Annotated in this window: 9 protein-coding genes and 1 other RNA gene; all 10 read left to right on the top strand. The window is 42.1% G+C overall.

Translation table 11 applies throughout. The annotated features are described in order from the left end of the window. The first annotated feature begins 139 nt into the window (after nt 1–139). Nucleotides 140–664: a pentapeptide repeat-containing protein gene (locus CDG76_RS03635; protein ID WP_223265120.1), complete on the top strand. Its 525-nt coding sequence runs from the start codon at nt 140–142 to the stop codon at nt 662–664. Next, nucleotides 661–1,827 carry a 5-(carboxyamino)imidazole ribonucleotide synthase gene (locus tag CDG76_RS03640; protein ID WP_094347679.1) on the top strand — a complete coding sequence of 389 codons (1,167 nt, stop codon included), beginning with the start codon at nt 661–663 and terminating at the stop codon, nt 1,825–1,827. Before CDG76_RS03635 ends, CDG76_RS03640 begins: the two co-directional genes overlap by 4 nt. 60 nt (nt 1,828–1,887) lie before the next feature. Next, a non-coding RNA gene (gene ssrS / locus CDG76_RS03645) (6S RNA) lies at nt 1,888–2,071 on the top strand. Between the two features lie 136 nt (nt 2,072–2,207). After that, a complete protein-coding gene (locus CDG76_RS03650; protein WP_094347680.1) occupies nt 2,208–8,084 on the top strand; it encodes an ATP-binding sensor histidine kinase in 5,877 nt (1,958 codons plus the stop codon). A gap of 166 nt (nt 8,085–8,250) precedes the next feature. Next, nucleotides 8,251–9,516 carry a M16 family metallopeptidase gene (locus tag CDG76_RS03655; RefSeq protein ID WP_094347681.1) on the top strand — a complete coding sequence of 422 codons (1,266 nt, stop codon included), beginning with the start codon at nt 8,251–8,253 and terminating at the stop codon, nt 9,514–9,516. Nucleotides 9,517–9,610: 94 nt separating this feature from the next. Beyond that, the gene (locus CDG76_RS03660; RefSeq protein WP_094347682.1) at nt 9,611–10,882 is read left to right on the top strand and encodes a M16 family metallopeptidase; all 1,272 of its coding nucleotides are present in this window, start codon (nt 9,611–9,613) and stop codon (nt 10,880–10,882) included. Nucleotides 10,883–10,936: 54 nt separating this feature from the next. Next, complete coding sequence (locus tag CDG76_RS37010) at nt 10,937–11,110, top strand: hypothetical protein (RefSeq protein ID WP_190240764.1); 174 nt, start codon at nt 10,937–10,939, stop codon at nt 11,108–11,110. 34 nt (nt 11,111–11,144) lie between these two features. Continuing rightward, a complete protein-coding gene (locus CDG76_RS03665; RefSeq protein WP_223265121.1) occupies nt 11,145–11,504 on the top strand; it encodes a zinc ribbon domain-containing protein in 360 nt (119 codons plus the stop codon). A gap of 99 nt (nt 11,505–11,603) precedes the next feature. Further along, complete coding sequence (locus tag CDG76_RS03670; protein WP_223265122.1) at nt 11,604–12,599, top strand: peptidoglycan-binding domain-containing protein; 996 nt, start codon at nt 11,604–11,606, stop codon at nt 12,597–12,599. Between the two features lie 423 nt (nt 12,600–13,022). After that, the gene (locus CDG76_RS03675) at nt 13,023–13,376 is read left to right on the top strand and encodes a phage holin family protein (protein ID WP_094347683.1); all 354 of its coding nucleotides are present in this window, start codon (nt 13,023–13,025) and stop codon (nt 13,374–13,376) included. Nucleotides 13,377–13,380: the final 4 nt, after the last annotated feature.

The raw sequence follows: 13,380 nt of genomic DNA on the forward strand, positions 1-13,380 counted from the left end.
CTAAAGTAAGAAGCTTATGCTCTTTTTGGGTTACAAAATATTAAGCAACGGAAATACACGTTTTCCAAGTCCAGTAGCAAAGCTGCGAGTCTTAATTTAGTACGATGCAGTCTTGCTAATATTCAAATGCGGTAATTAAATGCGGCGATTATACACCAAATTGGCTCTCAATATATTTTGGCGGCAAACACTAGCATTCCTTCTCGGAATTATTATCTGGTGTGTGGCCGATCCAGCAGTGGCAGTAGACTGGACTCATCCACTGTCATTTAGCAATGCAGAGTTGTCAAGACGCGATTTTTCTGGTGAAAGCTTGCAAGCTGCGGAGTTTTCTAACGCCAATATGGAACTGGCTAACTTTTCAAACGCTGACTTACGGGGAGCAGTCATGAGCGCTTCGGTGATGACAAAAGCAAATCTCCACGGAGCGGATTTAACGAATGCAATGGTCGATCAGGTAAACTTGACTAAGGCAGATTTGAGCGATGCAGTTTTCAAAGAAGCTCTTTTGCTCCGCGCCATATTTAATGATGTAAATATAGACGGTGCAGATTTTACAGATGCAATTTTGGATAGAGCGCAAATCAAAGAACTGTGCGGTAAAGCCAGTGGTGTGAATTCCAAAACAGGTGTGCAAACTCGTGATTCTTTAGGATGTCAATGAAGCGTGTTGGTGTAATTGGTGGCGGACAACTAGCCTGGATGATGGCGGATGCAGCACAGAGGCTAGGAGTAGAATTAATAGTACAAACTCCAAGCGTTCACGACCCGGCCGTGTCAATTGCTCAGGAAACTATTTTCGCGCCAGTTGATGATGCAAGTGCTACGGAAATATTAGCTCAAAAATGCGATGTTATCACCTTTGAAAACGAATTTGTTAACCTGAATGCTTTATCTGGTTTAGCACAGCAAGGCGTTTGTTTCCGTCCCAAATTAGAAGCTTTAGCTCCTCTTTTAGATAAATATCATCAGCGTTGCTATTTACGCGACTTGGGTTTACCAGTTCCTAAATTTTTCGCCCTTGACGAGGTGGAAAATCTCAAACCAAAAATAGAATATCTAGGTTTTCCAGTAGTTTTGAAATCCCGCCGTCATGGTTATGATGGTCAAGGGACTTTCATAATTCAGGATTTTACTACTTTAGAACAAAAGTTAAGTGATGAAAGCACAACACAGACTTTAAATAAATCGCTTTTCTTGTTAGAAGAATTTGTCCCTTTTGAAAGAGAACTAGCAATAATTGCAGCTCGTTCTGTGGAGGGAGAAATTGTCACTTATCCAGTAGTGGAAACTCAACAAGAACAACAAGTGTGTCGGCGGGTGATTGCGCCAGCCGAAATTACACCCAATCAAGTAGCAGAAATTGAAGCGATCGCACATACTCTATTAAATAGCCTAGAAGTAGTAGGAATTTTTGGAATTGAGCTATTTCTCAGTGCTGATGGCAAAATCCTGGTAAATGAAATTGCCCCTCGTACCCACAATTCTGGGCATTTTTCTCTTGACGCTTGCGAAACTTCTCAGTTTGAGCAACACCTGAGAGCCGTTTGTGGTTTACCTTTGGGAAATCCGGCTTTGCAGTGTGCTGGTGCTGTAATGGTCAACCTACTGGGGTATGAAAATTCTCACAGCGACTACCAAAGCCAGCGTCAACAAATAGCAGAAATTCCCCAAGCGTATGTTCACTGGTATGGGAAGACAGAATCACGTCCTGGGCGGAAGTTAGGGCATGTCACCGTTTTGCTGGATAATCAGAACCAAGAGTCGGCAGGTGCATACGCCAACGACATCGCCCACAACATAGAATCTATCTGGTATCCCAGGTAAATAGATCGGAAACTTTCGATATTGAACACACAACATCTTTTGAAAAGCTATAATGAGTGAGTTGCACTACGACGTTGGTGACTGCCATCAAGTTTTTTGATCTATGCCTTTAATGACAAGGGAGTCAACTGTTCTCGTGGCAGTATACCGGGCATGTACCCGGAAACTTTAAACGAGGAATTTAGGTTCCCACCTGGATAAACCCAGGTCATAAACTTAGGTAAAACGGCGTCGCGGTGAACTTAAAATTATTAGCTCCCAAATTCAGTTAGAATTTGGGAGCTTTAATTATTTAATTTAGTTTAAAATAAGCGAACTGACAGTAAAGATTGCCATGTTTTTGGGAAACCTAGATACTGAGGTCTCAAGAATTAAGCCCTATGGTCAGCATTCCCGGATATCACGTTAGCAAAGAACTCTACAACGGTTCTCGAACCTTGGTTTATCGCGCTAATCGAGAAACTGACCAAAAATCTGTGGTGATTAAGCTGATGAAAACTGCTTATCCCAGCTTCAGCGAATTGGTTCAGTTTCGCAACCAGTTCACCATTGCCAAAAATTTGAATCTACCTGGAATCATCCAAACCTATAGTCTAGAAACCTATCAGAATGGCTATGTGTTAGTGATGGAAGACTTTGGGGGAATTTCTCTAAAGCAGTGGCAAGACAGAGGAGAGAATAGGAGAATAGGGGAAACACCACAAGCTCTCATTGAGTTTTTACAAGTAGCGATCGCACTGTGCAATACATTAGATATTCTAATTCATCATCGGGTCATTCACAAAGATATTAAACCCGCCAATATTTTAATTAATCCAGAAACTAAAGAAGTTAAGTTAATTGACTTTAGTATTGCATCTCTGTTGCCACGAGAAACTCAAAGCCTCATGAGTCCTAGTGTATTAGAAGGGACACTTGGCTATTTGTCTCCAGAGCAAACTGGACGGATGAATCGGGGGATTGATTACCGGACTGATTTTTATTCTCTGGGTGTAACTTTTTATGAATTACTAACAGGGCAATTACCATTTCAATCGCACGAACCGATGGAATTGTTGCATTGTCATATTGCCAAACTTCCGCCTTTAGTACATGAGATTAATCCACAAATTGCGCCTGTACTCTCATCTATTGTTAGCAAATTGATGGCAAAAAATGCCGAAGACCGCTATCAGAGTGCATTTGGGCTGAAATATGATTTAGAAAATTGTTTGGCTCAACTCAAGGAGACGGGGAAAATTGTAAGTTTCCCAATTGCTCAACGGGATGTGTGCGATCGCTTTATTATCCCAGAAAAACTCTATGGTCGCGAGCATGAAGTTGAAACTCTGCTCAAAGCCTTTGACCGCGTTACCAACAATCAGACAGAATTAATGCTGGTGGCTGGTTTTTCTGGTATTGGTAAAACTGCTTTAGTCAACGAGGTTCACAAACCTATTGTCCGGCAACGGGGCTACTTCATTAAAGGCAAATTTGACCAATTTAATCGGAATATTCCCTTCTCCGCTTTTGTGCAGGCGTTTCGAGACTTAATGGGACAATTACTGAGTGAAAGTGATGTCCAATTGTCAACTTGGAAAAATAAAATTTTACAAGTGCTGGGAGATGAGGGGCAAGTCATTCTTGAGGTAATTCCCGAACTAGAACAAATTATTGGTCAACAACCACCTGCAACGGAACTTTCACAGAGTGCAGCCCAGAATCGCTTCAATTTACTCTTTCAAAAGTTCATTCAGGTATTCACCACAAAAGAACATCCATTAGTAATTTTCCTCGATGATTTGCAGTGGGCTGATTTTGCATCACTCAAATTGATGCAGTTGTTGATGAGCGAGTCAGGAAATGGCTCTTTACTTTTAATTGGCGCTTATCGAGATAATGAAGTATCTACCACACATCAGTTGATGTTGACTTTAGCGGAGATTCGCAAAGCCAATGCCACAATTCACAGCATTACTTTAGCTCCGTTAAGTAAAGCTAGTTTAAATAAATTGGTGGTTGATACTTTGAGTTGTTCAGATAAAACTGCCCAAGCTCTAACGGAACTAGTCTATCAGAAAACTCAAGGAAATCCATTTTTTGCAACGCACTTTCTCAAAGTATTATATGAAGATGGGCTGATTACTTTTAATTTTGCTCAAGGTTACTGGCAATGTGATATTGCTGCTGTGAAAGCACTTGCCCTTACAGATGATGTTGTAGAATTCGTAGCGCTACAGTTGCAAAAGTTGCCAGCAGCAACGCAAAATGTGTTGAAATTAGCTGCGTGTATTGGCAACCAGTTTGATTTGCGAACTTTAGCAATTGTTTCTGAACAATCGGAAACCGAAACGGCAGCATATTTATGGAAAGCTTTGCAAGAAGGGTTAGTTTTACCTACTACTGAAGTTTATAAATTCTTTCAATATAGTGGGGATGATTCTGACTCAAATCCATTAAATTGTGATTTCCAAGTCCCCATCTACAAATTTTTACACGACCGTGTGCAGCAAGCTGCCTACTCTCTAATCCCAGATGAAGAGAAACAATTTACCCATCTTAAAATTGGTCAATTACTCTTGCAAAATACCTCTGAGTTACAGCAAGAGGAGCGAATTTTTGAGATTGTCAGTCAGTTAAATCGAGGAATATTACTAATTATTCAACCCGCTGAACGCCAACAATTAGCTCAGTTAAATCTAAATGCTGGTCGAAAAGCGAAAGAAGCTACTGCTTATAGTGCAGCAATTCATTACTTCTATTCTGGAATGCAGTTGTTGACAATTAATAGTTGGGAAATCGCCTATGAATTGACTAGAAGTTTATACGAAGAAGCTGCCGAAGCTGCTTTTCTCAATAATGAATTTGAGCAAATGGAATCTCTTATTCAGGTTGTCATCGAACAAACAACCACCTTACTAGATAGAGTGAAAGTTTATGAAGTTCAACTCCAAGCTTATCAGGTGCGGAATCAATCATTCAAAGCGCTCGCAACTGGACGTGAACTTCTGGCTCAACTTGGAGTAACATTACCTGAATCAGTAACACCTCCAGACATTCAGCAATATGTAGTCAACACGCTCTCCACCTTGGCAGCCAGAAGTATTGAGGGCTTAGTTGACTTGCCATTAATGGATGATACCAAAGCTTTGGTTGCTTTGCGGATTATGGCTAGCATTGCTCCCGCCATCCACCAAACTGCCCCTTATCTGTTCCCAATTATTGCCTGTGAAGAGGTGAATTTATCTCTTAAATATGGCAATGCACCACTTTCTGCACCAGGATATGCAGATTTTGGAATTGTACTTAATATTTGTAACCAAATCGAGTCAGGCTACGAATTTGGCCAGCTAGCTTTAATGCTTGTGGATAGATTTAAAGCAAAATCTGTTCAAAGCATGACTATATTTAAGGTGGGTGCATTGAATCAATGTAATAAACAACATGTTCGTACCTCAATTAGTTTATTACAGGAATCCCATACTTTTGGATTAGAGACAGGCGATTTTTTTCATGTACTGGCATCGATGATTTTTAAGTTATTCTATGTCTATTTAAGTGGCACAGAAGTTTTGGAAATCTTGCTAGCAGATATCAAAGCCTACGAGTCTAATTTTGCCAAAAATCAACGCTTATTAAATTGGTCTAATATCGTCTCTCAAACCATTAAAAATCTCACCGAATATAGCGACTATCCAGACTCCCTGATTGGTGAAGATTGTCAAGAAGAAGAACTCTTATCTGCGCTCCTCCAAGAAAAGGACGAATTAACACTCCATATATTTTTCTTAAGTAAGCTAACACTCAGTTATCTGTTTGAGAATTTTCCGGTGGCAGTTGAGAATGGAAATCAGGGAGAGCAATACCTCAACGGTGGCGCAGGAATGCTATCTGTGCCTGTTTTCTACTATTACGATTCTCTGTCTCGTCTGGCTGTCTATCCAACGGCTGAACCATCTCAACAAGAACAATTACTTTTAAAGGTTGGCGAAAACCAGGAAAAATTGCAGTTTCGAGCCAAATCTGCACCAATGAATTTCCAGCACAAATTTGATTTGGTGGAAGCAGAACGGCATCGGGTTCTGGGCGAAAAAATAGCAGCAATAGAATTGTACGATCGCGCCATAACTCTAGCTAAAGAAAACCAATATATCCAAGAAGAAGCCCTAAGTAATGAACTAGCTGCCAAGTTCTACCTCGACTGGGGCAAACAAAAAATCGCCCAAGTTTATATGCAAGAAGCTTATTACTGCTATGCTCGCTGGGGCGCTAAAGCCAAAACTGAGGATTTAGAAAAACGTTATCCTCAACTCCTGGCTCCCATCTTACAAGGGCAGCATCATCGCTTTCAACTGAATTCAACTGTCGAAGCATCATCATTTCCACATCAAACCATCCACACAAACCTTTCTAGCAGCAGTATTTCGGAAGCCCTCGATTTTGCCACCATCTTTAAAGCCGCACAAGTTCTCTCTAGTGAAATTCAATTAGAGCAATTACTCACTACCCTTTTGCAAGTGGTAATGGAAAATGCTGGGGCACAAAAAGCTGCTCTACTTGTACTCCAACAGGGCGACTTAGTGGTTGAAGCTGTAGCTACCATCAATGAAGGAGTCACTCTGGTATCTGTACCATTGTCAACCAGCGAAGGCATTCCCATTACACTGGTGAACTATGTCAAACGCAGCTTAAAAACTGTTGTGCTGGATGATGCGGCAGCACAAACTGATTTTATCGCCGACTCATATTTCATGCAGCAACAACCTAAGAGTGTGTTGTGTACGCCGATGTTAAATCAAGGTAAACTCATCGGGCTGCTATATTTAGAAAATCCGTTGACAATTGGTGCATTCACAAGCGATCGCACCGAAATTATCCAACTACTATGCGCTCAAGCCGCCATCTCTCTAGAAAATGCCCGTCTTTATCAAGAATCTCAAAATTATGCCCATCAATTAGAGCGATCGCTTGCTCAACTCCGTGCTAGCGAAGCCCGCTTCCAGAAACTCGCTGATAATATTCCTGGGGCAATTTACCAACTACGTTTAAATGCTGACGGTTCAGCTTCAATGCCCTACGTCAGTTCTGGCTGCTACAACCTTTATGAGGTGACAGCAGAGGAAATAATGACAGGAACGCAGAGTCTTCGTTCTATGGAACATCCAAATGATTTTGCCAGCATTCAGCAGGCGATGATCTACTCTGCTGAAAACATCACACCATTTCGACACGAATGGCGAATTATCACATCTTCAGGAACCGTAAAATGGCTTCAAGGTGCATCCCAACCAGAGCGACAAGCTGATGGCTCGATTATATGGGATGGCGTAATCATAGATATTAGCGAACGCAAGCTTGCTGAAGCCGCACTACAAGAGTCTGAAGCTGATTTACGGCACAAATCTCAGGATTTAGAAGAAGCGCTGCAAAATTTCCAACAAGCCCAATTACAAATGGTGCAAAATGAAAAAATGGCAACCTTGGGTAATTTGGTTGCTGGAGTGGCACATGAAATTAATAATCCGATTGGATTTCTCAAAGGCAGCCTTAACAATGCCGAAGAGTATATTCAAGACTTACTCGCTCATATCCAATCCTACCAACAACATCATCCCACTCCTGCGATCGCAGTTATTGAGCATGGCGAAGAAATTGACCTAGAATTCCTGACTGAAGACTTACCAAAGCTAGTAGGCTCGATGAAGGTGGCTTCAGAAAGGATCAAAGATATTAGTATCAGTCTCCGCACCTTCTCCAGAGCCGATACAACCGAAAAAGTTGCTTGTAACCTCCATGAAGGGATTGAGAGTACCCTGTTGATTTTGAAGTATCGCCTCAAAGCTAACGAAAAACGTCCAGCAATTGAAGTCATCACTGAGTACGGTAAATTGCCACCAGTTAAGTGCTTTTTAGGACAGCTAAATCAAGTATTTATGAACATCCTCGCTAACGCAATTGATGCCTTAGATACTTCCTGCGAGGGGCTTTCTTTTGCCCAAGCCCAAGCCACTCATCAGCAAATACTGATTCACACCGAAGTATCCAGTGAGCAAAACATGGTAGCAATTAGCATCAAAGATAACGGTCAGGGAATACCAGAGGAGGTTAGAGCAAGGATCTTTGACCACCTATTTACAACTAAAGAGGTTGGGAAAGGAACAGGATTAGGATTAGCGATCGCTCGTCAAATTGTCGAAGAAACCCATAATGGGCGGTTGAGTTGCAATTCTGTGCTTGGCGAAGGAACAGAATTTGTCATTGAGATTCCAGTATTTTAACTAATTTGTGATTTTCCTCTTAACGCATAACGCGTCTAATTTTTCGGTAGTGCAGAGAACAGCGATCGCATAATTCTTCAAATCTGTATAATTTGATTCTAAATTAGGTATCGTTCAGAGTTAAGATGACACAATTGCCTCAAATTGTGGTTAAAACTACAAAAAATTGTTAAAACAACTAACTAATACCGTATTTCCAGCCTCAGTCTTCCGACTAGAGAGTGGTTTAACTTTTATTCATCAAGAAATTCCCACCACTCCCGTAGTTGTGGCGGATGTTTGGGTGCGTGCTGGAGCCAGCTTAGAGCCAAAACCGTGGTTTGGCATGGCGCACTTTTTAGAACACATGATTTTTAAAGGTACGGCGACGCTACCCCCTGGAATGTTCGATTCCAAAGTGGAAAACCGGGGTGGCGTGAGTAATGCAGCAACAAGCTATGATTATGCTCATTATTCACTCACCACAGCTGCCCCTTATTTAAAAGATACTCTGCCCTACTTGGGAGAACTACTACTCAATGCGGCAATTCCAGAAGATGAATTTAGCCGGGAACGGGATGTAGTGCTAGAGGAAATTCGCTCTTGTCAGGACGATTCCGACTGGATAGGATTTCAAGCTCTAATTCAAAGCATCTATCCGCATCACCCTTACGGACGTTCGGTGCTGGGTACTGAGCAAGAACTGATGCAGCAGTCACCAGAAGCAATGCGCTGTTTTCATCACGCCCACTATCAGCCGGAAAATATGACGGTGGTAATTGCTGGAGGTATAGCCCAGCAACCAGCTTGGGAAATGGTAAATCATTCATTTGCTGATTTTGCCGAACGCTCTAATTGTCCGCAGTTTGAGAAAGTGACAAAGCCAGTCATAGCAGGTATTCACCGTCAAGAACTGTGTTTACCACGCATAGAGCAAGCGCGATTGTTTATGGCGTGGCTGGTACCCGGAGTAGAAGATATACGTACTGGCTATGGTTTAGATTTTTTGTCAGTGTTATTGGCAGAAGGGCGGACTTCGCGTTTAGTGCGTGATTTGCGCGAAGATTTGCAATTAGTACAGGGAATTTGCAGTAGTTTTTCTCTACAACGGGAATCGAGTTTATTTACAATTACTGCCTGGTTGGAAACAGAAAATATAGAGGAAGTTGAGTCCTTAATTTGCGCTCATTTGGATGATTTGCAGACTAAAGGAATTAGCGAACAAGAACTTGCTCGTACACGCAGGTTGCTATGTAATGAGTATGCGTTTTCCACCGAAACACCAAATCAACTGACAGGGCTTTATGGATATTACAATACCATTGCTCAAGCTGAATTAGCTGTGACATATCCCCAGCAAATTCAGTCTTTTGATGCCCAAGAACTGCAAAAATTAGCTAAACAGTATCTTTCGCTGGAGAATTACGCGGTTACTGTACTTAAACCGTGTTAGTCATTAGTTATTAGTCATTAGTCATTAGCAAAAGACGAATGACAAATGACAAATGACAAATGACAAATGACAAAGGACAAAGGACAAAGGACAAATGACAACCTTGCTGCAAAAATCGCCCATCCATCGCACCGTATTGAACAATGGGATTGTCGTGCTGGTGGCAGAAAATCCGGCTGCGGACATTATTGCAGCGCGAATCTTTGTGCGTGCTGGTAGTTGTAACGAAAACCGGGAGCAAGCAGGGTTGGCACATTTGCTCTCAGCAGTGATGACAAAGGGATGCGATGGACTTTCTAGCTTGGAAATTGCAGAAAAAGTCGAGTCTGTAGGGGCGAGTTTGAGTGCCGATGCTGGCACTGATTATTTTTTGCTATCTTTCAAGACGGTAACATCCGATTTTGCGGAAATTTTAACATTGGCAGGGCGGATTTTGCGATCGCCGACTTTTCCCGAAACTCAAGTGGAACTAGAACGGCGTTTAGCACTCCAAGATATTCGTTCCCAAAAAGAGCAACCGTTCAATGTCGCCTTTGAACAAATGCGGCAGGTAATGTACCAAAATCATCCATACTCGATGTCAGTGCTGGGAGATGAATCCACCATGAGCCGCTTAACTCGTGCGGATTTAGTGGAGTATCACCAAACTTATTTCCGCCCAGATAATATAGTAATTAGTATTGCTGGTAGAGTCACACCCACAAATGCAGTGGCATTGGTGGAAGAAGTTTTTGCTGATTGGCAAGCTACAACTCAAGCACTGCCAATACTAAATTTACCTGAAATTAAGGTGGAACCGCAGGTAAGACTAAAGCCAATACAGACACAACAATCAATCGTGATGCTCGGTTATTTAGGAACAGCGGTGAGTTCTGTTGACTACGCCCCACTGAAATTGCTGTGTACCTACTTGGGAAATGGGCTTTCTAGCCGCTTGTTTGTGGAATTGCGAGAAAAACGCGGTTTAGCTTACGAAGTCTCCGCCTTTTACTCTACAAGGCTATTTCCAGCCTCATTTGTCGTTTACATGGGTACGGCACCAGAAAATACCAGCATTGCCCTAGAAGGATTGCGTACAGAAGTAGATTTGTTGTGTACCACCGAAGTATCCGAAAGCGCACTCCAAGCTGCGAAGAATAAAATTCTGGGGCAGTACGCCTTGGGTAAACAAACCAACGGGCAAATTGCTCAGATATACGGTTGGTATGAAATTTTGGGCTTAGGAATTGATTTTGACACCAGGTTCCAAGAATTGATTGCGGCGGTGACTGCCAAGGATGCGATCGCCGCAGCTTGTAAGTATTTAAAAGAGCCTTACTTGTCTTTAGTTGGTCAAGAAGAAGCAATTAATCGAGCGATCGGGTAACTGAGAATATGCCGCAGCTACGCCCATCTAAACCTCCGGGGTACTCCCGCCACATTGGTACTCCAATTGGCGGTGATGGGGGATAGGAGGGCAATTATTGGGGTGACGCTCGTTCCTTTCTACGAGACGCTGCGCGAACGCTACCGCAACGCTTTCGATACCCCGATAATTGCTAATTCATTGGCTTTTGATTTTCTTTCTAAGACTACGGATAAATTCACGGATTGACTTAATTGTTTTTGAAAACTTGAACATTAGAGGCTTGGCTAGAACACGGCTGGCCAAGTCGATACTAGATGTGGCGTGGGGTGCATTCCTTCAAATTATGCAAGCAGTAGCGGTAAAACGCGGCAAGCTGACACTTGGAGTTGACCCTAGAGGCACGAGTATTAATTGTTCGAGTTGTGGTGAAAGGGTCGAAAAAACTCTTGCCAAACGCGAACATAGTTGTTCTTGTGGATTGGTCATTGACCGCGACTGGAACAGTGCATTGAATTTGTTAAAGCGTGGATCGGTTGGACTACCGATTCCTGTCTGCGGAGGCTTAGACAGTAGTCAGTCTGTGAAGCAGAAAATCTCATTTGTGAATTTGAGATGCTCCCGCTACATTGCTTGCAATTAGCGGTGAGAGTTGTCACCAGAAATATTGTAAAATACAGCAGCTGTTTTTTAGACCAAGCGGCTGTACCATTAGCATGAGAATATTCTGGGAGTAAATTCCATGCAACGCAGCCTGACAGCAAGTATTTTGAGTTACTTAAAATTACTATATCCAACTGTAAATCGCTGTAAAATGGAAAAACGGCAAAAGGGTTGGCGGCCAAAGAGGTCTAAATCTTTATCAGCCATTGAAATACTCTTGTTTTCCGCTACGCCTCTGCTTATTGCTTCAACATCTGTAGTATCAATAGCAGCACCACAAAAAATTGCCCAAGTAAATCCTGGAAATAGCATCAACCGCCCTATCCTCAAAGTTGGTAGCCAAGGCGAACGTGTGTCTGAACTTCAAGCAGCTCTGAAACTTTTGGGTTTTTACTCTGGTGCTGTAGATGGTACATATAGTGAGAATACAGCCAGTGCTGTTTCCCGGTTTAAACAAGCAGCTGGCTTGAATCCAGATGGCGTTGTTGATGCCAGCACTTGGCAACGACTTTTTCCTAATCAACCAGTAGCAGCATCAACCGTCCCTTCATCTCAGCCAAGATTTAACTCAGCGACAAATTTTCCTGTTCCAACTCAGGCTAGTAATCTCACCAACGTTGTAAATCCCAACCCCAATCCTCCGAGACAAGCTGTAACACAAGTTCCGACTAGACCAAAACCAAAACCTACTACCCCAAAAAAAGCTGTAACCCAGGTTACGAACAACCCTGAGCCAAGACCTGCTACTCCCAGAAAAACTACAACTTCTAGCACAAAGAAACCACCTAAGCGTACTACATCAACTACTAGAACTCAGTCAAACACAACTACAAAACGAACTCCTGGTATTCAATACACCTCAGAAGGATTGCCAATTTTGCGTATAGGATTACGTGGTTCTGAAGTTGTTAAGTTGCAACAACAACTGAAAAAGCTTGGTTTCTTGAAAGGTGATGCCGATGGAGACTTTGGGGAGACAACCGAAACAGCAGTGAAAGCTGCACAAAAGCGCTATGGTTTAGAACCTGACGGCGTAGTTGGTGGCTCTACCTGGGAGGTTCTTTTGCGGCGTTAGGCATAGTATGAGCATAGCCAGCGTCTCCTTTGGGTGTAAGCAAAAACGCTGACAAAATGCTCGATAACTTATTTCTTTTTTGGAAATCCCCAAGTTACAGAGGTTTTTCAACTTCAATAAACCTCTGTTGGGGTTTTGCGCTTCACAGCATTTTTGATTAATTTAACTAAATCACCGTAAGTTACCCACTTAAACTGTACTCAGGTCGGTGTGGGTAGTTCACTGCGGTACATCCTGCAATACGATAAAGATATACCGATTAGAAGTATCTCTCTTGCCAGCACTGAAAAATTACATTGATTTTAGGCTGATAAAAGATGATGGCAACTTTAGGAGTCAAGCACAACACTCGATCGTGTTACAAATCACAACTGGCAATAGTGAAATTAATTAAACTTACTGCTAATTCCTCTAAAAAAACTTATGCAACACTTTTTATTAACTTGGCTCGGTACTGCGGTGGCGTTATTCATTACAGCTAATATCGTTCCGGGATTCTTTATCAAGAATTTTGTGACTGCCTTAATTGCTGCCTTTGTAATTGGTCTAGTTAATGCATTTATTAGACCAATTTTACAGATTTTGACATTTCCAATTACCTTGCTCACCTTTGGTTTATTTACATTGGTGATTAACGCCTTAGCCCTTTGGCTGGCAAGTGTCCTAACTCCTGGTTCTGGTTTTGAGATTCAGGGCTTTTTACCTGCTTTGTTAGGTTCAATTGTACTAGCAATTGTTTCTAGCATCATTAACTATTTTTTGAGAGTTGTTGACTAGAAAA

The organism is Nostoc sp. 'Peltigera membranacea cyanobiont' 210A (genome assembly GCF_002246015.1).
In the GTDB taxonomy this organism is placed as follows: domain Bacteria; phylum Cyanobacteriota; class Cyanobacteriia; order Cyanobacteriales; family Nostocaceae; genus Nostoc.